The 24,230-nt window shown below is 35.3% G+C and carries 27 protein-coding genes; 17 read left to right on the top strand and 10 right to left on the bottom strand.

The genetic code is table 11. The annotated features are described in order from the left end of the window. The first annotated feature begins 106 nt into the window (after nt 1-106). Nucleotides 107-349, top strand: a complete 243-nt coding sequence (locus ABVM53_RS08135; RefSeq protein ID WP_405324942.1) for a DUF1660 family phage protein — start codon at nt 107-109, stop codon at nt 347-349. Here the strand turns inward: ABVM53_RS08135 and thiL are convergent. Further along, nucleotides 346-1,404 carry a thiamine-phosphate kinase gene (thiL, locus tag ABVM53_RS08140; RefSeq protein WP_128756289.1) on the bottom strand — a complete coding sequence of 353 codons (1,059 nt, stop codon included), beginning with the start codon at nt 1,402-1,404 and terminating at the stop codon, nt 346-348. The two genes, ABVM53_RS08135 and thiL, sit on opposite strands and share 4 nt — an antisense overlap. A gap of 307 nt (nt 1,405-1,711) precedes the next feature. Between thiL and ABVM53_RS08145 the strand changes: the two genes are divergently transcribed. From ABVM53_RS08145 to ABVM53_RS08190, 10 genes are all read left to right on the top strand, one after another. Beyond that, on the top strand, nt 1,712-2,041 hold the full coding sequence (locus tag ABVM53_RS08145; protein WP_128756290.1) for an iron-sulfur cluster assembly accessory protein: 330 nt from the start codon (nt 1,712-1,714) through the stop codon (nt 2,039-2,041). Between the two features lie 45 nt (nt 2,042-2,086). Beyond that, complete coding sequence (gene sufB / locus ABVM53_RS08150) at nt 2,087-3,532, top strand: Fe-S cluster assembly protein SufB (RefSeq protein ID WP_128756291.1); 1,446 nt, start codon at nt 2,087-2,089, stop codon at nt 3,530-3,532. Between the two features lie 187 nt (nt 3,533-3,719). After that, on the top strand, nt 3,720-4,475 hold the full coding sequence (sufC, locus tag ABVM53_RS08155) for a Fe-S cluster assembly ATPase SufC (RefSeq protein ID WP_371455231.1): 756 nt from the start codon (nt 3,720-3,722) through the stop codon (nt 4,473-4,475). Nucleotides 4,476-4,523: 48 nt separating this feature from the next. Beyond that, nucleotides 4,524-5,837 (top strand): Fe-S cluster assembly protein SufD, encoded by a 1,314-nt coding sequence (sufD, locus tag ABVM53_RS08160; protein ID WP_371455230.1) that lies wholly within the window; start codon nt 4,524-4,526, stop codon nt 5,835-5,837. A 115-nt stretch (nt 5,838-5,952) separates the two neighbouring features. Next, nucleotides 5,953-7,191 carry an aminotransferase class V-fold PLP-dependent enzyme gene (locus ABVM53_RS08165; RefSeq protein ID WP_405324947.1) on the top strand — a complete coding sequence of 413 codons (1,239 nt, stop codon included), beginning with the start codon at nt 5,953-5,955 and terminating at the stop codon, nt 7,189-7,191. A 62-nt stretch (nt 7,192-7,253) separates the two neighbouring features. Further along, nucleotides 7,254-7,655, top strand: coding sequence for an META domain-containing protein (locus ABVM53_RS08170; protein WP_164916278.1), 402 nt, complete (start codon nt 7,254-7,256; stop codon nt 7,653-7,655). Between the two features lie 5 nt (nt 7,656-7,660). Further along, nucleotides 7,661-8,092: a SufE family protein gene (locus ABVM53_RS08175; protein WP_128756296.1), complete on the top strand. Its 432-nt coding sequence runs from the start codon at nt 7,661-7,663 to the stop codon at nt 8,090-8,092. Between the two features lie 6 nt (nt 8,093-8,098). Beyond that, nucleotides 8,099-8,428 (top strand): DUF59 domain-containing protein, encoded by a 330-nt coding sequence (locus tag ABVM53_RS08180; protein WP_028377354.1) that lies wholly within the window; start codon nt 8,099-8,101, stop codon nt 8,426-8,428. A 15-nt stretch (nt 8,429-8,443) separates the two neighbouring features. Beyond that, nucleotides 8,444-8,947, top strand: a complete 504-nt coding sequence (locus ABVM53_RS08185) for a DUF2480 family protein (protein ID WP_128756297.1) — start codon at nt 8,444-8,446, stop codon at nt 8,945-8,947. A gap of 86 nt (nt 8,948-9,033) precedes the next feature. After that, nucleotides 9,034-9,981 (top strand): DUF3078 domain-containing protein, encoded by a 948-nt coding sequence (locus ABVM53_RS08190; RefSeq protein WP_405324952.1) that lies wholly within the window; start codon nt 9,034-9,036, stop codon nt 9,979-9,981. A gap of 79 nt (nt 9,982-10,060) precedes the next feature. Here ABVM53_RS08190 and hflX read toward each other — a convergent pair whose 3' ends face one another. Next, nucleotides 10,061-11,293: a GTPase HflX gene (gene hflX / locus ABVM53_RS08195; RefSeq protein WP_405324955.1), complete on the bottom strand. Its 1,233-nt coding sequence runs from the start codon at nt 11,291-11,293 to the stop codon at nt 10,061-10,063. A gap of 77 nt (nt 11,294-11,370) precedes the next feature. Between hflX and ABVM53_RS08200 the strand changes: the two genes are divergently transcribed. Continuing rightward, nucleotides 11,371-12,324 (top strand): endonuclease/exonuclease/phosphatase family protein, encoded by a 954-nt coding sequence (locus tag ABVM53_RS08200; protein ID WP_405324957.1) that lies wholly within the window; start codon nt 11,371-11,373, stop codon nt 12,322-12,324. Here ABVM53_RS08200 and ABVM53_RS08205 read toward each other — a convergent pair. The 4 genes from ABVM53_RS08205 to ABVM53_RS08220 all read right to left on the bottom strand — a co-directional run bounded on the left by ABVM53_RS08205 (nt 12,321) and on the right by ABVM53_RS08220 (nt 17,703). Next, entirely contained in the window at nt 12,321-12,617 is a 297-nt protein-coding gene (locus ABVM53_RS08205; protein WP_128756300.1) for a DUF1456 family protein, read from the bottom strand. The genes ABVM53_RS08200 and ABVM53_RS08205 overlap by 4 nt on opposite strands. A gap of 15 nt (nt 12,618-12,632) precedes the next feature. Beyond that, nucleotides 12,633-13,301 carry a peptide deformylase gene (locus tag ABVM53_RS08210; RefSeq protein WP_405324960.1) on the bottom strand — a complete coding sequence of 223 codons (669 nt, stop codon included), beginning with the start codon at nt 13,299-13,301 and terminating at the stop codon, nt 12,633-12,635. A 76-nt stretch (nt 13,302-13,377) separates the two neighbouring features. Next, nucleotides 13,378-14,784 carry a DUF5689 domain-containing protein gene (locus ABVM53_RS08215; RefSeq protein ID WP_405324963.1) on the bottom strand — a complete coding sequence of 469 codons (1,407 nt, stop codon included), beginning with the start codon at nt 14,782-14,784 and terminating at the stop codon, nt 13,378-13,380. A 36-nt stretch (nt 14,785-14,820) separates the two neighbouring features. After that, nucleotides 14,821-17,703, bottom strand: coding sequence for a carboxypeptidase-like regulatory domain-containing protein (locus tag ABVM53_RS08220; RefSeq protein ID WP_405324966.1), 2,883 nt, complete (start codon nt 17,701-17,703; stop codon nt 14,821-14,823). Nucleotides 17,704-17,746: 43 nt separating this feature from the next. Between ABVM53_RS08220 and ABVM53_RS08225 the strand changes: the two genes are divergently transcribed. Further along, nucleotides 17,747-18,808 carry an endonuclease/exonuclease/phosphatase family protein gene (locus tag ABVM53_RS08225; protein WP_405324969.1) on the top strand — a complete coding sequence of 354 codons (1,062 nt, stop codon included), beginning with the start codon at nt 17,747-17,749 and terminating at the stop codon, nt 18,806-18,808. On the opposite strand, the gene ABVM53_RS08230 is transcribed toward ABVM53_RS08225, so the two are convergent. Together ABVM53_RS08230 and ABVM53_RS08235 are read right to left on the bottom strand one after the other, a co-directional pair. Next, nucleotides 18,805-19,821, bottom strand: a complete 1,017-nt coding sequence (locus tag ABVM53_RS08230; protein WP_405324972.1) for a YihY/virulence factor BrkB family protein — start codon at nt 19,819-19,821, stop codon at nt 18,805-18,807. The two genes, ABVM53_RS08225 and ABVM53_RS08230, sit on opposite strands and share 4 nt — an antisense overlap. Further along, nucleotides 19,814-20,260 carry a hypothetical protein gene (locus ABVM53_RS08235; RefSeq protein WP_405324975.1) on the bottom strand — a complete coding sequence of 149 codons (447 nt, stop codon included), beginning with the start codon at nt 20,258-20,260 and terminating at the stop codon, nt 19,814-19,816. The genes ABVM53_RS08230 and ABVM53_RS08235 overlap by 8 nt, the downstream gene beginning before the upstream one ends. Nucleotides 20,261-20,399: 139 nt before the next feature. Between ABVM53_RS08235 and ABVM53_RS08240 the strand changes: the two genes are divergently transcribed. From ABVM53_RS08240 to ABVM53_RS08255, 4 genes are all read left to right on the top strand, one after another. Next, complete coding sequence (locus ABVM53_RS08240; protein WP_128756307.1) at nt 20,400-20,984, top strand: HupE/UreJ family protein; 585 nt, start codon at nt 20,400-20,402, stop codon at nt 20,982-20,984. An 84-nt stretch (nt 20,985-21,068) separates the two neighbouring features. Then, the gene (locus ABVM53_RS08245) at nt 21,069-21,509 is read left to right on the top strand and encodes a cytidine/deoxycytidylate deaminase family protein (RefSeq protein WP_371455217.1); all 441 of its coding nucleotides are present in this window, start codon (nt 21,069-21,071) and stop codon (nt 21,507-21,509) included. After that, the gene (locus ABVM53_RS08250) at nt 21,509-23,098 is read left to right on the top strand and encodes a S41 family peptidase (protein WP_128756309.1); all 1,590 of its coding nucleotides are present in this window, start codon (nt 21,509-21,511) and stop codon (nt 23,096-23,098) included. The genes ABVM53_RS08245 and ABVM53_RS08250 overlap by 1 nt, the downstream gene beginning before the upstream one ends. Further along, complete coding sequence (locus tag ABVM53_RS08255; RefSeq protein WP_405324980.1) at nt 23,098-23,391, top strand: hypothetical protein; 294 nt, start codon at nt 23,098-23,100, stop codon at nt 23,389-23,391. Before ABVM53_RS08250 ends, ABVM53_RS08255 begins: the two co-directional genes overlap by 1 nt. Here the strand turns inward: ABVM53_RS08255 and ABVM53_RS08260 are convergent. After that, complete coding sequence (locus ABVM53_RS08260; RefSeq protein ID WP_371455215.1) at nt 23,386-23,589, bottom strand: hypothetical protein; 204 nt, start codon at nt 23,587-23,589, stop codon at nt 23,386-23,388. The genes ABVM53_RS08255 and ABVM53_RS08260 overlap by 6 nt on opposite strands. Before the next feature lie 10 nt (nt 23,590-23,599). Further along, nucleotides 23,600-24,172, bottom strand: coding sequence for a MarC family protein (locus ABVM53_RS08265; protein ID WP_128756312.1), 573 nt, complete (start codon nt 24,170-24,172; stop codon nt 23,600-23,602). Between the last annotated feature and the right edge of the window lie 58 nt (nt 24,173-24,230).

A 24,230-nucleotide genomic window follows, 5' to 3' on the forward strand; every position in this document is an offset into this window, starting at 1 on the left:
TCTGTAACAGACTGATCTATAATTCAGAATGCTGTAAAAATTAAAGGGAGTTGATGATTTATACAATATTTTGTTAAATTCAGCGTATGAATTTCAAATGTAATTTATGAATGCTACCCCGTCCGCTATGAGTTTCTTTAAAAGTTTAATGTGTCGTGTCTTTGGACATAAATATCAAGTGTCTAAGTCCTATAAAACGGAACAACAAGAATATCAATGCCTACATTGTCAAAGAGAATTCACTACAGATGATAATGGTGAAATACAGCCACTTACTCCAAAATTAAAACGTATTAATGAAGTTATGGAGAAGTTTTATATAATTAAGCAGGAGCGGCAAGCCGCTTAATCTTCAGTTTCATTACTTAATGCATTCCAACCGCGCGCTACAATAGGTATAGATGTGTTAGCTCGTGTAATAAGATTCATACCATCTCCCTCTGGGGTGATATGACCGATAACAGTAAAATTAGGATTCCCCTTTATTTTTTCATAGTCAGTTTGAGCAATAGTGAACAATAATTCATAATCTTCACCACCACTAAGAGCAACAGTTGTACTGTCTATTTTAAATTCCTCACAAACATTGATCATTTGTGGATCTAATGGAATTTTATCTTCATAAAGACGAACACCAGTTTTTGAGTTTTTACATAAATGAATAATTTCTGAAGAAAGCCCATCGCTAATGTCTATCATCGAAGTGGGTTTAATCTCAATCTTTTTAAGTAGGTCGATGATATCTCGGCGCGCTTCTGGTTTTAATTGGCGCTCGATCAAATAAGAATAGGGTTCTAGATCAGGTTGCGAATTAGGATTTACTTTATGAACTTGTTTTTCTCTCTCAAGAATTTGAAGTCCCATATACGAAGCACCTAAGTCTCCAGAAACAACCAGTAAATCACCATCTTTTGCACCATCTCTTCCTGTAATTTGATCGGCATCTGCAAGACCCAGAGCAGTAACACTTATGAGCAGACCCTTTGTGCTTGAAGTAGTATCACCACCCACAAGATCTACATTGTAAATTGCGCAAGCAAGTTCAATGCCGGCATACAATTCTTCAAGAGCCTCTAATGGAAATCTGTTTGAAACTGCGATAGAAACAGTAATTTGAGTGGCCTCAGCATTCATTGCATAAATATCTGAAAGATTTACCATCACAGATTTGTAACCTAAATGCTTGAGCGGCATAAAGCTTAAGTCAAAATGAACACCTTCAATAAGTAAGTCTGTAGATATAACAAGCTGTTTTCCCTTTGTATCAATCACGGCAGCATCATCACCTATACTTTTTACTGTGCTGGATTGTTTTACAGCAAAATCTTTGGTCAAATGATTTATTAAACCAAATTCACCAAGTTCACTTAGAGATGTACGGGATTGATCTTTATTGTCAAACATAACTGTTATTATTTTTCAGCAAAGTTAGTTTGAATATATCAAAAGGAAAATTAGAAGAATAGATTATTGTTTTTTATAAAATTAGGAAGGTTGTAATTTTATAATTCAGACGATTAATAATTAATAAAATTAAAAGAATAAGGAGGTTCTAAAACTGTATTGAATTTTAGAATACGCTATCAATAAGTAGAACTGATAAGTAGTTATTTTACTATATATAGAAGCTATACAACCATAGTATAGTTTAATGTAAGGATGTATGGTAAAACCCTACTTAAATGGTATATTTGCACTAATTTAGAAGGATATGATTAAAGTAAGTGAAGATGCTAAAAAGAAAATAGCCACCTTAATGAATGAGGAGGGTTATGACGCTGGTGTTGACTATGTTAGAGTAGGTGTGAAAAGCGGCGGATGCTCGGGTTTATCATATGAATTAAAGTTTGATAAAAGCTTAGCAGAAGAAGATAAGTTGTTTGAAGACAATAACATCAAGCTTATTGTAGATAAAAAGAGTTTTTTATACCTCATAGGGACGGTTCTGGAATATAGCGGAGGTCTTAATGGGAAGGGATTTGTTTTTAATAATCCTAATGCGCAGCGTACCTGCGGTTGTGGTGAAAGTTTTTCACTTTAAAAGGAATTTTAAATAGCTGTTTTTAAAACAGGTTATAAAGATTATATGGCATATACAGAAGACGATTTAGAAAAGGAATTAGCCACCAAAGAATACAAGTACGGGTTTTATACAGACATTGAGTCTGAAACATTTCCTATTGGATTAAATGAAGATATAGTACGGGCAATTTCTCTGAAGAAAGAAGAGCCGGAGTGGATGACGAACTGGCGATTAGAGGCGTTTAGACATTGGCAAACAATGGAAGAGCCGGAGTGGGCAAATGTGCACTATGAAAAACCAAATTTTCAAAGTATATCATACTACTCTGCGCCTTCAAAAAAGCCGAAGTTTGATAGCCTTGATGAAGTAGATCCAGAATTACTTGATACGTTTAAGCGTTTAGGTATCTCTATAGATGAGCAAAAGAAATTAGCAGGAGTTGCTGTTGATATTGTAATGGATTCTGTATCTGTTGCAACAACATTCAAGAAAACCCTTGCCGAAAAAGGTATTATTTTTTGCCCAATTTCTGAAGCAATTAAGGAGCATCCGGAATTAGTGAAAAAGTATTTAGGAACAGTGGTTCCTCAAAAGGATAACTTTTATGCTGCATTAAATAGTGCTGTGTTTAGTGATGGTTCTTTTTGCTACATTCCAAAAGGGGTAAAATGTCCTATGGAACTTTCTACTTACTTTAGAATTAATCAAGCAAATACCGGTCAATTTGAGCGTACACTTGTTGTTGCTGATGCGGGTAGCTATGTAAGTTATCTTGAAGGGTGTACAGCGCCATCAAGAGACGAGAATCAATTGCACGCTGCAGTTGTTGAGCTAATTGCACTTGACGACGCAGAAATTAAATATTCTACTGTACAAAACTGGTATCCTGGTAATGCAGAAGGAAAAGGTGGAGTTTACAATTTTGTGACAAAACGAGGTCTTTGTGAGAAAAATGCAAAAATTTCGTGGACACAAGTAGAAACAGGTAGTGCTGTAACTTGGAAATATCCAAGTTGTGTATTAAAGGGTGATAATTCTATTGGTGAATTTTACTCCATTGCTGTAACAAACAATTTTCAGCAAGCAGATACGGGTACAAAAATGATTCACTTAGGTAAGAACACTAAGAGTACGATTATATCTAAAGGTATTTCTGCCGGTAATTCACAAAATAGTTACCGTGGCTTAGTACAGATTAATAACCGAGCAGAGAATGCGCGTAATTTCTCTCAGTGCGATTCGCTTTTAATGGGTAATAAATGTGGTGCGCATACCTTCCCTTATATCGAAGCAAAAAACAAATCTGCTAAAATAGAACACGAGGCAACGACTAGTAAAATTGGAGAAGATCAAATTTTCTATTGTAATCAGCGTGGTATAGATACAGAAAAAGCTATTGCTTTAATTGTAAATGGCTTTAGTAAAGAAGTGCTAAATAAACTTCCGATGGAGTTTGCTGTAGAGGCTCAAAAGCTTTTGGAAATTTCATTAGAAGGTTCTGTAGGATAATACAGAATAGCACTATTGGCGTGATTTTATGGAGATAGTACTCCTAATGCTGTAAATAATAGTTATTACTGAACAAGTAGATTCAGTATTTTAAAATGCTAGTTTGAAGTGATTGTAAAGATTTAAACTAGGTAATAATTAAGAAATTAAAGTACGGTTGCTGCGAGCAACTAATAGAACTGAGATTATGTTAGAAATTAAAAACCTAAGTGCAGGTATAGAAGGAAAAGATATTCTTAAAGGAATAAATCTGAAAGTTAATGCGGGAGAAGTACATGCTATTATGGGCCCTAACGGCTCTGGTAAAAGTACGTTGTCTTCTGTGATAGCGGGTAAAGAGGAATATGAGGTAAGTGCTGGAGATGTATTATTTGAAGATGAGTCTATCTTAGACTTAGATGCCGAAGTTCGTGCGCATAAAGGAGTGTTTCTTTCATTTCAGTATCCTGTAGAAATACCTGGAGTTTCTGTAACAAACTTTATCAAGACAGCAATTAATCAAACACGTAAAGCTAAAGGTCTAGAAGATATGCCGGCTAGCGATATGCTTAAAATGATTAAAGAAAAATCTGAACTTCTTGAAATAGACCGTAAGTTCTTATCAAGATCTTTAAACGAAGGTTTTTCTGGTGGTGAGAAAAAGAGAAATGAAATCTTTCAAATGGCGATGTTAGAGCCAAAATTAGCAATCCTCGATGAGACCGATTCTGGTCTTGATATTGATGCATTGCGCATTGTTTCTAATGGCGTTAATAAATTAAGAAGTAAAGACAACGCAGTAATTGTTATTACGCATTACCAAAGATTATTAGATTATATCGTACCAGATTTTGTTCACGTGCTTGTTGATGGTAAGATAGTGAAGTCTGGAGGTAAAGAACTTGCTTTAGAATTAGAAGAAAAAGGATACGACTGGGTGAAGGCAGAATTAGCTGCAGGATAATAATTATCAATAAACGAGATAATTATTAACATTGAAAATTGAACGATTATGAATCTTAAAGATAAATTACTTTCTTCTTACTTAACATCTCAGGAGCATCTTGATTTAGATAATAGCCTTCACGATATTAAAGATGAAGCTATAAAGGTATTTGAAGAAAAAGGTTTCCCTTCTAAAAAACAGGAAGATTGGAAATATACTTCACTCAATAGTATTATTAAGCAGGATTTCAGTTTAGTCTCTAAACAAGAGGATACTATTGAGTTTAAAGATGTGAAGAAATATTTTATACACGATCTTGACACGTATAAAATTGTCTTTATAGATGGTGTTTATAGTTCTTACTTGTCTGAAACTACTCATGATGGTGTAGATGTTTGTTTGCTGAGTGCAGCGCTTACAAAGCCTAGATATAAAGCGGTTATTGATGTTTATTTTAATAAAATAGCACCTCAAGATAGTTTGACTTCTTTAAATACTGCATTTGCTAAAGAAGGAGCATACATTTATGTTCCTAAAGGAAAGGCCGTAAATAAACCCATCCAGATTTTACACTTCTCAACAGGAAGTGAAGCTAACTTAATGCTTCAGCCTCGTAATTTAATTGTTGCAGAAGAAAATGCAGAAGTACAAATAATCGAGCGTCACCAGAGCTTAAATGGAAATGCAGTCTTTACAAATAGCGTTACCGAAATTTATGCTGGTAAGCGTGCAATGGTTGATTATTATAAAATTCAGAACGATAAAGAGAATGCATCTTTAATAGATAATACACATATAGATCAACAAGATTCTAGTGAAGTATCTGTGCATACATTTTCTTTCGGCGGAAAATTAACACGTAACAATCTGAATTTCTACCAGAATGGAGAGCATAACAACTCTATTTTAAAAGGAGTTACTATTATAGAGGACAAGCAGCACGTAGATCACAATACATTAGTGCATCACAAGCAACCTAATTGTGAAAGTCATCAAGATTACAAAGGTATCTTTGATGATAATGCTACCGGAGTATTTAACGGTAAGGTTGTGGTAGATAGTATTGCTCAAAAAATTAATGCGTACCAGTCTAATAATAATATTCTTGTAAGTGATAAAGCTTCGATTAATTCTAAGCCACAATTAGAGATTTTTGCAGATGATGTGCGTTGTTCTCACGGATGTACTATAGGTCAACTAGATGAAGACGCATTATTTTATATGCGTGCAAGAGGAATTGGTGTAAAAGAGGGACGTGCACTGCTAATGTATGCATTTGCAAATAATGTATTAGAGAGTGTTAAAATCCCTCAGCTTAAAGCTCGAATTACAAAATTAATAGCCAATAAATTAGAGGTGAATTTAGGTTTTGACGTGTAGTTACACACATTGCGTTTTTAACTAACGTAATCTGGAACTTAAAATAGCTTTAAAATTTAATTGAAAATGTTCCTTAGGATAATTAGTACTTGGGAATAGAAAACAAGAAATGCTTATGGCTTCTGCTACCGCAACGACTACATTCAACATAGAAAAAATACGCAAAGACTTTCCTATTCTTGATAGGAAAATCAATGGGTATCCATTAGTGTATTTTGATAATGCGGCAACTTCGCAAACACCTAAGCAGGTGATTGACGCTATTGTTGATTATTACTCAAATTATAATGCTAATATACACAGAGGTGTACACTCTTTGTCTCAAGAAGCTACAGATGCCTATGAGCAGGCACGTATAAAAATTCAGAAGCATTTTAATATTCCTAATGCGTATCAGACACTATTTACCGCGGGCACCACTCACGGAATAAATATGGTAGCTTCGGGGTATGCATCTATATTAAAAGAAGGTGATGAAGTACTGGTATCTGCTCTAGAACACCACTCTAATATAGTTCCTTGGCAAATGCTGTGCGAAAAAACCGGAGCAAAGCTCAAGGTTATTCCTATGCTAGAAACAGGCACCTTAGATATGGAAGCTTTTGACACATTACTATCTGATAAACTTAAAGTTGTTTTTGTAAATCACGTGAGTAATGCATTGGGAACTATAAATCCTATTGCTGAAATAATAACAAAAGCACATCAGAAAGGGGCAGTGGTACTAGTAGATGGGGCGCAAGCTGCTCCGCATATTAAAGCAGATGTACAGGAGCTGGATGTAGATTTTTATGTAGTTTCGGCTCATAAAATTTGCGGACCTACAGGTGTGGGTATGTTATACGGTAAAGAAGATTTATTAAAATTATTGCCTCCCTATCAAGGTGGCGGAGAGATGATAGATCAGGTTACTTTCGAGAAAACTACCTATGCGGGATTGCCACATAAATTTGAGGCAGGAACTCCTAATATTTGTGGTGGTATTGCTTTTGGTGCTGCCTTAGATTACATGAATGAAATAGGATTTGATGCTATAGCGAAGTACGAACACCAATTATTAGAATACGCTACTTCAAAGCTTCAAGAAATAGAAGGCCTGCGTATTTATGGGGAATCTAAAGATAAAACTGCTGTAGTTTCTTTTAATATCAATGGTATACATCCCTACGATATGGGAACAATACTTGATAAATTAGGAATTGCTGTACGTACGGGACATCATTGTGCGCAACCTATAATGGATTTTTACAAAATTCCCGGTACAGTAAGAGCTTCATTTTCATTCTATAACACATTTGAAGAGATAGATACTTTTGTTGCTGCGGTTATTAGAGCCAAAGAAATGTTGAGTTAATTTTAACCTTACATTTGGTACCTATATAAATGATTACTAGTAATTTCATAAAAATTTTAAATATGAAAACAACAGCAGCTTTTTTACTTTTGATCATTATAGGTTTTAGTTCATGTAAATCTTCAAACAGAAAAATAGAGGGTCCTAAAGGGAAATTTATAGTAAATACCATAGGGAAAGATTCTGTGGCAGATAAAGAAATTTCAATAAACTTCAACCCTGAAAAGGGACAAATAAATGGAACAGGCGTTTGCAACTCGTACAGTGCAACGTACGTAGTAAGTGCAGAAAATATTAAGTTTTCTCCTGCTATGGCGACTAAAATGATGTGTCCGGAAGGAACGTCAATAGAATATAATTTTTTTCAAGCTCTTTTAAAAGCTGAAAATTATAGAATTAAAAAAGGCATTTTAAGCTTTTACACTGCTGAAAATAAATTGATATTGACGGCAAAAGACGATTAATATATATGAGTAGTATACAAGAAATACAACAAGAAATTGTTGAAGAATTTGAGATGTTTGATGACTGGATGCAGCGCTATGAGTATATGATAGAACTGGGTAAATCTTTACCATTAATAGATGAAAAGTACAAAACAGAAGAATATATTATAAAGGGTTGTCAAAGCAAAGTGTGGGTGCATGCAGATCTTAATGATGATAAAATAGAATTTACAGCAGATAGCGATGCCATAATTACTAAAGGTATTATAGCTATTTTAATACGCTCATTTTCAAATCAACCCCCACAAGAAATATTAGATGCAGATACCTCTTTTATAGATAAAATAGGTTTGAAAGAGCATCTTTCACCTACTCGTGCAAATGGATTGGTGAGTATGATTAAACAAATTAAATTATATGCTATAGCTTATCAAGCTAAGGCAAATTCTAAGTAAAAGACTATGAGCGATACAAAAGAAATAGACACAAAAGAACTTGGAGAGAAAGTCGTTCGTGTTTTAAAAACAATATACGATCCTGAGATTCCAGTTGATATCTATGAACTAGGACTTATCTATGATGTTTTTGTTAATGAGGATTATGAAACTAAAATCCTAATGACATTAACCACTCCTAACTGTCCTGTAGCTGAAACGCTGCCGGTTGAAGTAGAGGAGAAGGTAAAAACTATTGATATGGTTAAGGATTGCGAAGTTGAAATTACTTTTGATCCGCCTTGGACTCAAGATCTTATGAGCGATGAGGCTAAGCTAGAATTAGGATTGCTTTAAAATTTCAATTTCTCAATGGAAGAAATAGTAAACAGAGTTGCTAACAGTAAACTTATTACGTTTAATCTGGAAGATCTTTATCTTCCGGGTAAACGTGATGTTATTGATATTTCCCAGTGGCTGACTGAAGGTTTTATTTTACGTGAAAAAGATTTTCGCGAAAGCTTAAAAAACCACAATTGGTCTGTTTATCAAGATAGTTATGTAGCCCTTTTTTGTAGCACAGATGCGATTGTACCAGCCTGGGCATTTATGCTTGTTTCTACTTATTTACAGCCTGTCGCTAAGCGAGTAGTTGTTGGATCATTATCAGATCTGGAAACCGTTTTATATACTGAAGAAATTTATAAAATTGACAGCTCAAAATATAAAGAGCAGTATGTAATTATAAAAGGCTGTTCTAACAAGCCGGTTCCTCAAAATGCTTACTTACTTCTTACCCAAAAATTACAGTCCGTAGTAAAGAACCTCATGTTTGGTGAGGCGTGCTCTTCTGTACCGCTTTATAAAGCTCGATAAAACCATTTTCCAAACTTTTAAGATTGCAGACTGCCCATGTTTTATGCGTGCTGTATCTTTGCTGCTTAAAACAACAATTTTAAATGATGAGAAAAATTATTTTTATGCTACTGGCTGTCAGTAGCTTTGGGTTGGTGCAAGCTCAAGAAAAGACAGAAGAAGAGCTAAAAGTAGAAATGGCTCCTAAAAAAGCCGAAATCGCAAAACTTCAAAAAGAGGTTAGTGCCTTGCAAGCGCAGATTGATAATATGCCCGGTTGGAAATTTGGTGCATTTGGTACAGTAGGTGCAAATTTCAGTCGTTTCAGTAGCTGGTATTCACAAGGTACGCCTAATGTGTCATCTGCAAACGCAGCTATAACTGTAAACGCATTTGCCAATAAGAAAGAAGAAAAATATTTCTGGCGTAACGCATTAAACTTAAATTTAGGATGGGTAAAGTTTGATGACCGCGACGATCCTGAAGATGATGATAGTTTCCGTAATGCTACAGATGTTTTTAATATCACCTCGCTATATGGCTATAAATTGAGCGAGAAACTAGCTGTATCTACACTTGGTGAGTACCGCACAACGATACTTGATAATTTTAATGATCCTGGCTATTTAGACTTAGGTCTTGGTATGACGTGGACACCTGTTACTAATCTTACCGTAGTTGTTCACCCTATTAACTACAATTTTGTATTTAGCGATGGTGAAAGTATCTATGAGTCTTCATTAGGAGCTAAGATAGTTGCAGATTATACCCGCCAAATAGGCAAAATCGCATTTAAATCTAACCTCTCTGCTTTTCAAAGCTACAAGAGTAGCGATTATTCAAACTTCACGTGGATAAATTCTTTCAGCTATAAATTATTCAATAATATAGGTGTTGGTTTTGAAGTAGGCCTTAGAGGCAATAAGCAAGAAAACCTAGAAAATGCTATAGCAGAAAATGAGGCGTTATTAATACCGGGAGCGACACCTACTTTTGATAGTATTGATAGCCAATTACAATCCTACTATATACTGGGTCTAACGTATTCATTTTAGATTAGAAGTTGATATAAAATACAAAAATCCGATACGCAAGTATCGGATTTTTTGTTTCTTATAAATTCCACTTATCAATTTATTCTTCTTCATCTTCATTTCCGGTATATTGATCATATTCCGGATATAAAAAACTATTATAAGGAAAACGTGTAATGTGTATTTCTCGCACACGCTCATATACCTTTTTCTTAAAAGCCTCCATATTATCCTTATTTAAAGCCGAAATGAATATGGCGTCCCCATCTGCTCGAGACATCCAGGTGCGTTCCCACTCCTCTAAAGTAAAATGTTCTTCGGTACGCTCTGTAACCAGATCATCGTCGTCGATTGTTTTATGCGTATAGGCATCAATTTTATTAAAGACCATAAGCATAGGCTTGTCAGAGCCGCCTATTTCATCCATAATTTGATTTACAGATGCGATATGATCTTCAAATTGTGGATGCGAAATATCTACGATATGTAGAAGTAAATCAGCTTCTCGCACCTCATCGAGTGTGCTTTTAAACGACTCAACAAGCTGTGTAGGTAACTTTCTTATAAATCCTACTGTATCACTAAGCAGGAAAGGAAGATTACGAATGACAACTTTGCGCACAGTCGTATCAAGTGTTGCAAAAAGTTTGTTTTCGGCAAATACTTCACTCTTGCTAATTACATTCATCAATGTAGATTTCCCTACATTGGTATAACCTACTAAAGCTACACGAACCAGCGCCCCGCGATTACCACGTTGTACCGCTTGTTGACGATCTATTTTTTCTAATTTCTTTTTCAGTAAAGAGATACGATCACGTACAATACGTCTATCGGTCTCAATTTCTGTCTCACCGGGACCACGCATACCTATTCCACCACGTTGACGCTCAAGGTGAGTCCACATACCTGCAAGGCGTGGCAATAAATATTCATATTGGGCAAGTTCTACTTGTGTGCGAGCATAGCTGGTTTGTGCTCGTTGTGCAAAAATATCGAGTATAAGATTTGTACGATCTACAACCTTACATTTTAATATTTTCTCAATGTTTTTTTGCTGAGCAGGGCTTAGTTCATCATCAAAAATTGCTGTACCTACTTCATACTGCTCTACATAAGCCCGCACTTCTTCCATCTTCCCTGTTCCTAAAAATGTTTTAGGGTTAGGAGATTCCATTTTCTGAGTAAAGCGCTTGAGCACCTCACCACCGGCGGTGTATGATAAAAATTCGAGCTCATCAAGATATTCAGCAGACTTTTCTTCGTCCTGATACTGGGTGATAACACCGATTAAGACGGTTTTCTCGTATTCTATAGTATTCTCTTCAATCATAAAATTAAGTAAGCTGTAAAGATAACGATTTAGACGCTAAGCTTTTCTTAAATTGAGCCTACCAAAATCATAACATAATGCCTAATAAATTTGCCATTGGTTTTTATAATCTCGAGAATCTTTTTGATACACAAAACGATCCTAACATTTTTGATGATGATTTTACATCAACAGGTGATTTGAAATGGAACAATACGCGCTATGATAAAAAATTAGCCGATTTATCAACTATAATTGCTGAAATAGGAAAAGAAGAAACTGGCATATCTCCCATCTTATTGGGGGTAGCTGAAGTTGAAAATAAGAAAGTTTTAAATGATCTTATCGGCACTGTCGCTTTAAAAAATCTCAATTATGACTATGTACACCATAACTCACCAGACGAGCGAGGCATAGATACAGCCTTATTATTCAACAAAGAACGGTTTAGCGTATTAGAGTCTAGAAGCTATTCTTTACACTTGAAAAATGCTGAAGGAGCTCGGGATTTTACAAGAGATATTCTTTATGTAAATGGAACAATTGATGGGATACCGGTTTACGTATTAGTAAATCATTGGCCCTCGAGAAGAGAAGGTGTCGAAGAATCAAACCCAAAACGTATTCTGGCTGCAAAAAGAAATCGCGAAATCATTAAGGAGATCCAGAGCAAAGATACTGATGCGCGTATTCTAATTATGGGTGATTTTAACGATGACCCTCAGAGTATTGCAGTGCGAGAAAATCTAGTTTCTACAGATTTATATAACCCAATGGTTTTTTTACTTACACGTTATGCGGGTTCATTAACTCACCGAGGAGATTGGTATCTATTTGATCAAATAATTTTATCACCCAACTGGATGAAAGCATATGAAAATCCTTTAAAATATGAAAAATCTGCGATTTTTAATCCGGCTTATTTAGCAGAAGCAGAAGGGAAATATAAAGGGAATCCATTGCGCACATATGCCGGTGATCATTATCTGGGTGGTCCCAGTGATCATTTTCCGGTTTATGTAATTTTTAAGTCAGGAAACAGCAGCTTTTAGTCCTTTTTCGGAGAACGCTTATTTGGCGTAGATTTTTTAGAAGAATCAGTAGTTTTTGCTTTTTTTGGAGGCATAGGTCCACGCATATGAATAACGAGGCCATTTAGAAAATTCCGGAGAAATTGATCTCCACACTCTACATATTTAGGGTGATCTTCACTTCTAAATATAGCACCCAATTCACTTTTAGTTACCGCAAAATCTACCAGTGCACATATCTTTACGATATCATCATCACGTAGTTTAAGCGCTACTCTTAATTTTTTAAAAACGTCGTTATTTGATAAAGCCATGACCGCAAAAATAGTTTAATTCTTTAGATTATCTAGAGTTTTTAGACCTTGAGCATCTTTGATTTCCTGTTTTAAATGGTCTAAATAGAGAATGCCGTTTAAATGATCTATCTCGTGCTGAAAAACTACAGCTGTAAAATCTTCTACCATTTCTATTTCGTGAGTTGCATCTGGCTTGTCATATTCTACCAAAATTGCATATGCTCGACTAGATAGGGTGTCGCGTCTTCCCGGTATCGACAGACAACCCTCGGGGCAATCTTGCTTTTTCTTAGAGTATTGTTTAATTACAGGATTAATAATTACCTCAAAAGGAAAACCCTCTTTATCAAAACGCTGAACCCAGGCTATATTTTTTAAAATACCTACTTGTGGCGCTGCTATTCCTGCGCCTAGAGACAAACTATCTCGTACTGTAGCATACATTCTGGCTATTAAATTTTTTAGTTCGGGATCATTAGGATCTACAATGACTTGCTGGCTTGGCGTTCTTAATAACAAGGAATCACTGGCATTTGTAATTTTAAACACGCGCATAGGTGTTGCGCCATTATTTGCTCCAATCAATAATTGTTCACTCTCAGTAAATTGAGAACCTTTCTTGTTATTCTGTAGATCTTTTTTAGTGCTGGTGCAACTAAGGCAACTTAGAATTAGGATAGTTGTAAGTAGTAGGCGTATCATAAAAGCAGTGTTAGTAGCTATAAAAATAAGACTTTATAGGTCACATACTATAGAACTTATAAACCCTTCTAAGAAGTTAATCTGCGGTAATCATTATATTATCTAGCTGATATGTGCCGTCAAAGGCATCCTTGGTACTTCCTGTATATTTAAAAGCGATATAACCTTTAAGATTTGCTTCACAAGAAATAGTTACAATCCCAGAACTGTACCAATCACCAAAAAAATCCTGATCACGTATTATAAATGCATCATCTAGAACAAGCCAGTTTGCTGCAGTGATTGAAGCGTCATTACCATCCCAATCTGAACTAAAAAGCACTTCTAAATCACTACCATCTGCAAAACTACTACTGGTTTCAAATCGGATCCTAACATTAGAATTTGTTTCTAAATCGATCGCAGGTGTGATAAGCCAGCATAGCGTAAGTGCATCACCAGATTGATATGAATCTATACGTGCCGAAACGCCTTGTGAGGCATTAGTCCCGGTCGCGGTATAAGCTTCCCAGACTTGATTTCCGTATTCATTAAAATTTGTCCACCCTTTCCCTTCTATGGGTTTATTCCTTTTTTCTGCGCTAAAATCTTCTTCGAATAAAATTTTAGTTCCCTCTGTTTTGCTTATGCCACATTTCAGTAAATCGGGGTCGCATCTTATTTCTGGATTAAACGTAATATCCTCAGGTGTATTAAGACGTAGAATATAAAAATCATCATAAAAATCCCGACTTAAAATTCCGGTAATATTTCCGCTTCCAGATGGCAGTTGTACAGATTTAAAGCGGGCAAAAGTACTGGTGCTAACGAGTGTTCTTCCCGGGGGATTGCAGGTTTCTAAAATACGAATTCCATCAAATTCATCTGTGGATTCTCCAGCAAAGGTTTTTGCAGCTGTAGCTAAAACTTCATTGCGGTTAAACTGTGCATTAGCTAAACTCACAAATAAGTTTTCTATAACATCAGAAAAATCGGAAATCGCAATAGGAAGGGGTATGAGTGTAGCAATTTCTGAACTACGGGTTAAGTGCTTTGAAATAAGAGAAGTTGGAATTTCTGAAATAGAATTGCCGTCTCTGATTCCTAATTGTACCGTACCATTTTCTGTAGTGACTGATAATCCATCAAGGTGAATATACATTTTTCTTCCAGGCTCAAAGTAAGTATAAATTGCATTTTGGTTAATCTGAACGCTGATGCCACTACTGGGATTTTCAGGTTTATCTTGTAGTATCAATTCTTTAAAAAAATTACCGGCAGCATCACTACTAATTACATAACCAATAAAATAATTATCCGTATTTGCAAAACTTACAATGTCTTCCGTGCTTTGTGTAAGAGCATTTTTAACCGAGGCTATAGATACTTCTGTACCTGTAATTGTTGGATCAACAGAAGATTCTTCGGGTATGTCAAACTCAGATTCTACACAAGAACTTAAAAATATAAAGATTAAACCCGAAAAATAAATAAGTTGTTTCATAAGGTTATTTTTGTGCTTCCGCGAAAGCATTAATAGTTAAAAACGTAAATAAAGGTTGGCATAAATGGTGGCGCCATAACCTAAGAAATAGCGATTTCCGAATAAGGGCTGCTCTCGCTCGCTCTCCTCTTTTAAGCTGCGATAATCACCTATACGAGAATCTTCAAAACCTCCAGTTTTATATCGGGTATTTAAGACATTATTTATAGTTGCAAAAAAGCCAATAGATTTGCCGTTTATCAACCAGGATTTCCCGCCTACGATATTTAATAAATAGTAGGAGTCTAGTTTTTCTTGTTGTAATAATGTTTTGGCGTTTTCTACATCATAATCGTTAAATGGAAGTCCGTCGTAATCGGTAGCAAATGCTCCAGATCTGCGAAGGTGGCTAATATCTACATAGGCATTTGAAAACCTATTAATACTAGCTCCTAGCCACCAAAAATCTGGGTCTCTATAATCAAAACCCAGTTGTATAGCTTGCTCAGGCCCTCCGGAAACGTGGTAACTTTTAAGATTGGCTTGGTTATTTCCAAATGATATTTGCTCATTTGCCAAGGTTGTGGTGTAGTAAATATTAGGATTATTTCTGAACGTATTTTCGGCAATTGCTGCAGCTGTTTTTAAAGTAAGTGTGGGGAGGAGCTTATATTCCAGACCAAACTCTAATCCTATATTTCTTTTTGAGATATTTGTTGTGACTTCTTGAACGAGTGCATTACCCTGTTCTATAAGGCTGCTTTGTAAGGATTGAGTATAAAAAAATGAAAGATCACTACCTTCGGAAAAGTTAATATAATAAGCAGATAATTTTGCTTTTAAAAACGTGCTGCGATAAATATAGCTGGCATCTAAGCTTATAATTTGTTCTGCTGAAGCATCTTCAAGTATTGCATTATTTTGTCTAGAATTTGTAAATACGGTATTTGAAGGAAGTTCTAATCTTTGTAATGATCCATTTACAAGTGCAAAATGTTTACCATTAAATTTATAGGTAAGTCCTCCTTTTAGGCCGTACGTATTAAAAGTGACCTGGTCACTTTTCCCAAAGGATAGGTTGCCAGGGTAGTAGCCATTTTCATACAGGCCATTTCGTTGATAATTAGCAAAACCGCCTTGTATTGCGGCATAAAAATCAAGATGGTTATAAGTGGCTTCTAATTGAGAAAATACAGATGCTTTAGTCGAGGTTATCTCAAAATTGTATTTATATCGTTCTCCTGCTTTAACAAGTCTGTTCCTATTTCGTAAATCAGTTTGAGCGAGATTACCGCCGGTTGAAGCATCGTCTTCTGCAAAATTATCTATATCTAGCCACTGATCACCTCCTAATAGATCATCTAATTCTGCATAATTTTGACTTTTCAATAAAGAACCAGAAATACCTGCAGTTAGTTTATAATTTTCAGATAAAGAACTTGCAAAAAGGGTCGATACACGTATAATATCATCCTTATTCACATCATTTTGCACAGCATAAATAGGATTTAATCCGCTATTTTCAGCAGATGAATTTGCTTTATATAATTGATCCCAATTGAGCTGACCGTTGTTCTCAAACGCTTGCTGAGCTAAATAGGCGTTTTGATAATTTGCAGCTGTAGGATTTGCAAACCGTAAAAAATAACTTGGTAGATTCTGATAATAATTAGGAGCCGGATTGCGGGCACCTCCTACGAAACTTTCTTGATTATCATCGCTTGTGATTAAGGTGCTGCCTGTATAATCGATTCTAGAATTTCTTGTTAAACCTGACTGATAAGCAAAATTAGTGTTGAGTTTTGTTTGATCAGATATTTTAAAATTATGACTTAAAATAAAGATAGGTTCTCGTATTTCACGCTGGCGGGAATTTCTGATATTTCCATTTTGTAAACCCCAGTTGGGGTTATAGGTATATCCTTTTAAGTCAATAAGCTCTTGAGTTAGTGCAGTACTGCGACCTCTACGATTAGGTGTATAAAATGCAACTAAATTTAAACTATGCTTATCACTCAGTTTCTTTTCAACACTTATAAATACGGAGTTAGCATCATAAGAAGTCCCTTCTATTGAGCCTTCGTTACCAAATCTTCTTGATGCTAAAACTGTATATGCCCAGCCAGATGATCCTAAGCCGCTACTATAGCTGGCCATTACTCTACCTGTATAGGTACGGTTAGCATAGGCATAAGAAATTCTTCCTCCTCGTCTGTATTTTGACGCCGACATATTAAAGTGCAAAACTCCGGCCGGGGCTCCAAAGCTGTATGCGCTGGGCTCGGTAGCTTTACTAAACTCTCTGTTGCGCATCACATCATTAAGACCGCCCCAGTTTCCCCATTGAGGTCTGCCCGTATTTATTTTGTTTAACGTTATTCCATTAATTAAGACTTTACTGTATTTGCTGTCTAAACCTCTTGGACGAAAAAATGTGGCACTAAAATCATAGGCAGCTGCATTGCTAAATACATCATTAGTGGCACCAAGAAGTCCAGAGACAATATTATCTTGCTGGTCATCTTCTGAGGTCAATTCGCTTTCTGTAAGACTAATACGATCTAGCTCTTTATTTAATTCTTTTAAATCGACACTCATAGGGATGTACAATAAATCGAGTGGTTTGTTTCCTTCAAGAGTTATAGCAAGATTTAAGGTTTGATACCCAATTTTGCTAAAAATTAATTGCTGTTTTCCTTCAGGAAGCATTCCATTAAGCTCAAATACACCTTCGGCATTTGTTGTTGTAAGAAGATTAGTACCTCTAAGTTTTATCTCGACATTCGGAATTGATTTAGCAGTATTTGCATCTCGTACACTTCCAGTAATTCTATAGTCTTGAGAATAACTTTTTTTAATGCAAATAACTAATAAACAGAGTAATATAATTTTATGCAAATTGAGAAATATAGGATTTATTGTGAGTATGTATATTTTCAATATATAATTTAATGTAACTTAATCGCCTGATAATAGATGAGTTATGCGAAAAAATCGATTAAGTGCACATATTTTATTATTTATGCTGCATACAACCTTAATATTTTGTCAAAAAAGTAATGATTATCAGGTGGTTACTATAGGTTTTTATAACCTAGAAAACCTATTTGATACAGAAAATGATCCCATTACATTTGATGATGATCGTACTCCTGAAGGAAAAGATCGATGGACGGTAGCTATTTATCAAGATAAGCTTCAGAAAATGGCTGAGGTAATTGTTCAAATTGGATCTGATAAGGTTAAAGTTCCACCTGTTATTCTGGGAGTTTCGGAAATTGAAAATCGAAGAGTTCTAGAAGATCTCATAAGTGAACCCATTTTAAAAAAGTGGGAATATGGAATTATACATTATGATTCACCCGATCGTAGAGGAATTGACACCGGTCTTTTATATCAAAAGAAATATTTTCAAGTTATAAGTAGTAGCGCTCACGAATTAGTTTTATTTGATCCTGAGAATAACAACAAGCGCATTTATACCCGTGATCAATTGCTTGTAACAGGGATGCTGGTAGGTGAGAAGATACATATATTAGTAAATCACTGGCCATCTCGAAGTGGTGGTGAGGCAAGATCTCAACCCCGAAGAGAAGCTGCGGCTTCTTTAAATAGAAAAATTATCGACTCCATTTTGTCTAAAGAACCTTATGCAAAAATTATTACTATGGGCGATCTCAATGATGATCCTAATAATAGCAGCGTAAAAAAGGTTCTTAAAACAACCTCGAGATTAAAAAATATAAAACATAACTCCCTCTATAACCCAATGGACGCTTTTGCTAAAAAAGGATTAGGAACACTTGCTTATCGTGATGGTTGGAATCTCTTTGATCAGGTAATTCTCAGTGCTTCCTGGTTAGAAAAAGAGTATTCTTCCTTTAGATTTTATAAGGCAGGGATTTTTAATAGACGTTTTTTGCAAACCCCAAGTGGTCAATACAAAGGCTACCCATTTAGGAGTTTTGCAAACGGGAGTTATACCGGAGGTTACAGCGATCACTTTCCGGTATATGTGAGTCTAATCAAAATATATAAAGATTAAGATTTTTTCTTCTTTTTGGGAGCTTCTTCTGGGTTGTTTAAAAGCCTAAGAGCGTTTCTCCTGTCTTGATCTAACTTCTTTTTTTTTTCATTGAGCGCAGCCATCTCATCACTATGTGCAAGTTTTGCGTGTTTATTAGGGATGATCTTGTGCCGTTTTATTAAAGCATATTGAACTGTTATCTGAGCACCAAAAAATAAAATAAGACACGTATAATTAACCCATAATAAAATTAAAACAATAGACGCAGCACCACCATAAACTGAAGCAGGATTACTGCTTGTAAAGTAATAGCCAAGTAAGCTTTCGCCTATCAAGAACAATACTGCTGTAATACTTGCGCCTAGAAACGTAGTCCTGTAACTCATAATTACATCGGGCAAAATTTTAAACATAGCGGCAAAAAGCCCTGTTATAAATAAGAATGAAATTAATAGGCGTAGAATTTCAGCAAAAACAATTGTTATTTCTGGAGCATATTGTCCCAGATATTCGGTGAGTAAGTTAAGACCAAGGGTTACTACAAAGGCTACAAGTAACATAAATCCTAAAACTAACACCATCCCAAAAGCGATTGCTCTGTTGATGAGCATTCTTTTGAAATTCTGCTTCTTTTCAGTGACATTCCATATAAGATTCATCGTGATTTTCATTTGAAAAAACACTCCGGTTGCCCCATAAATTAATGCGGCAATACTTATAATTAGGGTTATCCAATTGTCATTCTCTAAGGTTACGTTGCCTATCATATCTTCAATGGCAAGAGCCACATCTTTTGAGATAAAACGTTCAATTTCTGTATGAATACGCCCTTGTACGGCTTCTGCGCCCACAAAGTAACTAGCAATTGAAGTGATTATCATTAAAAGAGAAGGCAACGAAAACAGGGTGTAATATGCTATGATTGCGCTTCGAGCAAAAGGATCAGTACTATCCCAAGCTTGATAGGTTTTTTTAAGAAAGTTAAAGAGTTGCAGCCCTTTTTTTACAATGGGATTTTTTGAATTACTCATCTTTCAAGAATGGTTTTAAAAGATAATTCAGGTCTTGAACACCTTCTTTACTTAGTGTTATACTTTCATTTTTCGAATTTTGCACAGAGAGCGTAGGGATGACAAAGTTTGTATTTGCTGCAGGCAAGTCTTCTTGTGATATATTAAGTTGCTTTTTACACGTAGCAGCTATTTTTGAATACTCATTTAAAGAAATATTTAATTCTAAATGATAGCCTTGATCTTTTATTCCATCTGTGGTGTTTTCCTCAGATGCAGGATCGTAAATTAACTTATTTGCAGAAATAACATAGGTATTACCGTCTGAATCCAGATAGGTATATATAGGAAGATCTTTTTCTACCGTATCGCTCAAATTGGTTAAACCCGGTGTAGCCCCACAGGTTATAAAAAGCATCGAGCAAAAAACGAATGCAGATAGTAAGCCTAATCTTTGCATAATTAAAGTTCATTTTAATGAAGTCAAATTACAAAAGGTAGAATTTTTGTTATTTCTGTTTAGGCTTAGTTTAACGTTTTTCTGAACAACTTTCAGAAATAGTTGTAGTTTTGGGTAAATAGTAATGATCCCCTCCCTTATGTCAGATTTCTGGTTTTATTTTAAGATAGGTCTTGAACACGTACTTGACTATAAAGCTTATGACCACGTTTTATTTTTAATAGTTCTCACAGTTCCTTATGTTTTTAATGATTGGCGCAGAGTTCTGCTGCTAGTGACTTTATTTACATTAGGACATACTGTTTCTTTATTATTGGCAGTTTATGGTGTGGTTAAGGTAGATAGGGGTTTTATAGAATTTTTAATTCCTGTTACAATTTTTATAACCGCATTATATAATGTATTTACGGCTGGTAAAGGGGCTAAGAAAGATAAATTAGGAGTATTGTTAATTACTGCTTTGTTTTTTGGACTCATACACGGTTTGGGCTTTTCCTCGTTTTTTAAATCATTAACTGCACATTTATCAAGTAAATTATTGCCGCTTGCTGAATTTGCTTTAGGGATTGAAAGTGCTCAGATAATAATTGTGATTATCGTTCTCATTATAGGATTTATCTGCCAGACGATATTTAGATTTTCACGTAGAGACTGGATGATGTTTATATCTGCTGTTGTAATAGGTATGGTTATTCCTATGCTGATCACAAATTATCCTTGGTAATGTCTTTCTTTTCAGAATATAAGCACGTTAAGTTTTTTTATATTCGCACACCACTAAGTTTTATTTACGCCTTGTAAACCTTCTATGTCATCTATATCTTCAGATAAACAACTTACTTATGATATCGCTTATTTACGCATGGCGCGTGAGTGGGCAAAACTTTCTTACTGTAAAAGAAAACAAGTAGGCGCTCTTATCGTTAAGGATAAGATGATAATATCAGACGGTTATAACGGGACACCTACAGGTTTTGAAAATGTTTGCGAAGATGAGGAGGGCTACACAAAATGGTATGTTCTTCACGCAGAAGCTAATGCAATTCTAAAAGTGGCATCTTCTACGCAGGCTTGCGCAGGTGCTACGCTATATATCACTCTATCACCTTGTACAGAATGTAGTAAATTAATTCATCAGGCAGGTATAACGCGTGTGGTGTATCATAAAGGATATAAAGATCCTAGCGGACTCGATTTTCTTTCTCGGGCAGGTGTAGAAGTGATTTGTATCGAAAATATTGAAGAGTAATGGGAGGCTATCAAAAAAAATATCTTCCTATATTTTTTGCAATTGCAATTGCAATAGGCATTTTTATAGGTAGTAAGCTTAACTATAGCAGTAACACTACAAGTTTATTAGGTGGAAATGCCAAAAAAGAGAAGCTAAATCGTCTTATCGACTATATCGATTATGAATATGTAGATGCTATTAACACAGATAGTATTGTAGATGTTACCGTAAATAGTATTCTCGAAAATCTCGATCCGCATTCGGTTTATATACCGCCCAGCGAATTAGAGCGCGTTAATGAAAGTATGAAAGGTGACTTTGTAGGTATAGGAGTAAGTTTCTATAATTATAATGATTCAATTACAGTAAGTTACCCTATCGCTGGAGGTCCTAGTGAAAAGGCAGGCATTAAAGGAGGAGATCGAATTATAGCAGCAAATAATAAGCCATTAACGGGTGTAAATCTTATTGATGATTCTATTACATCCCAACTGAAGGGCAAGATAAATACACTTATTGATCTCAAAGTAAAACGTCCCGGGGTTAAGAATATTCTTGATTTTAAAGTAAAACGATCTACTGTTGCTTTAAAAAGTGTAGATGCTGCTTATATGTTAACAGATACATTGGGTTATGTAAAAATCAACAGATTTGCAGAAAGTACACCTGTAGAATTTAAGAGTGCTTTAAGTAGTTTAAAAAGGAAAGGTGCCACTCAGATAGTTTTGGATTTGAGAGATAATCCCGGAGGATATATTTCTGCAGCAGAGCAAGTAGCAGATCAGTTTTTAGAAGATGATAAACTTATATTGTTTACCAAGAATAAAACCGGAAAAATTGAAAAGGCATTTGCTTCTGATGAAGGTATTTTTCAGTCAGGACAGGTTTATGTTTTAATCAATGAGAATTCAGCTTCTGCCAGTGAGATCGTTGCAGGAGCTCTGCAAGATAATGATCGCGGTGAAATCGTAGGGAGGCGTTCTTTTGGGAAAGGACTCGTGCAACGAGAAATGGAATTGGGAGATGGCAGTGCAGTGCGACTTACCATAGCGAGATATTACACGCCCACCGGTAGAAGTATACAAAGACCTTATGGTGAAGGTAATCAAGCGTATTATGAAGATTATCTATCTCGCTATAAAAATGGCGAAATGCAAAGTATCGACAGCATTAGTGTGGCAGATAGCTTGCGATATGTAACTCCTAAAGGTAAAATCGTTTATGGAGGCGGAGGTATCATACCTGATATATTTGTGTCTAAGGATACTAATTATGAGAAAGAGGCCATCAATTATGCACTACGCACCGGTTTTATGAATCGATTTGTTTTTGAACTTCTGGAAAAAAACAGACCTTACTATAATAAGCTTACTTACAAACAATTTACCGAAGAGGTAAGTATTACAGATTCAGATATATTAGCCTTTGTACAATATACTGGCAAGCGCGATTTAAAAATACGTGTAAGAGATTATAAAGAAGATTTAAAGCGGTATATTAAAGCTGTATTTGCACAACAATTGTTTGGAAATACTATATTTGAAAAGTTGATTAATGAGGAAGATCCTGCTATTCAAAAAATTAAAGCATTGAGTCGAGAGAAATAATGGTTATAATAGCTTCAATATTTGTTTTTTGCATTGCTGCAATTTTTAGATTGCTAGACAACAGCGCAGGCCTGCTTATCTCAAATGGGATATCGGTAAGTCCGTTTTATCTTAGTGAATCTGAAGTAAAGGAGCAAATAAAAAAGATAGAAGACAGCAGTCTGCGATCGCAATTAAAGCGAACACTTATCTACCAAAAACTACACAAAATATTTCTCGTGCTTTCAATAGTAACCTTTGTAGGTGGAATTGTTTATGAGTTTATAAATCCCACACTTGTAGAACTTTTATAATCTACGTTTTTTCTTCTCTACAATCTTTCTTGAGATAAGCAGTATTATAAGCAATAGCATTGCACATAAGCACGCAAGTACAGAAATAACGGCTACTGCACTATTGCCTTCTAATGGAGCTGCATAGTCTATTTTAGTGAAGTTAAAAATAAGCAGTGCGCCTGCAAGACCTAGGATAATATAGAGCGCAATTTTCATAAAAAAAGGTTTAAAAAAGTCCTTGAATATTTGTTGTGAATAGCTTTACAGCCATTGCAAGCAAAATTACGCCAAAGATTTTTCGAATAAGACTAATTCCTTGTTTTCCTAGCAGTCTTCCTATTTTTCCAGAAGATTTTAAAACCAGATAAACAAACAAACAGTTTATAATTATAGCTACAATAATATTTTGTACGGCATATTCAGCACGAAGAGATAACAAAGAGGTCATTGTTCCCGCACCTGCTACTAATGGAAATGCAAGAGGAACAATACTAGCAGTTTCTGGAGCATCATCCTTATATAATTGTATTCCGAGAATCATTTCTAGAGCTATAAAGAAAATAATAAAAGCACCGGCAACTGCAAATGAATTTACATCAATGCCTATTAAGGTTAATATCTCTTTACCTATAAACAAGAACACGACCATTAATATAGCTGCCACAATTGAAGCCTTCTCACTTTGTATGTGTCCCACTTTTTCTCGCAGACCTATAATTATAGGAATACTTCCTATGATATCTATAATTGCAAATAGAATCATACTGGCAGTCGCAATCTCTTTAAAATCAAATCCCATAATAAAAACTTTTTTAAAAGGTCGGCAAAAGTACTGTTATTTGTATGATTTTCAGGCT

Origin of the sequence: Leeuwenhoekiella sp. LLG6367-2.1 (assembly GCF_045055775.1) — a bacterium.
Classification (GTDB): domain Bacteria; phylum Bacteroidota; class Bacteroidia; order Flavobacteriales; family Flavobacteriaceae; genus Leeuwenhoekiella; species Leeuwenhoekiella aequorea.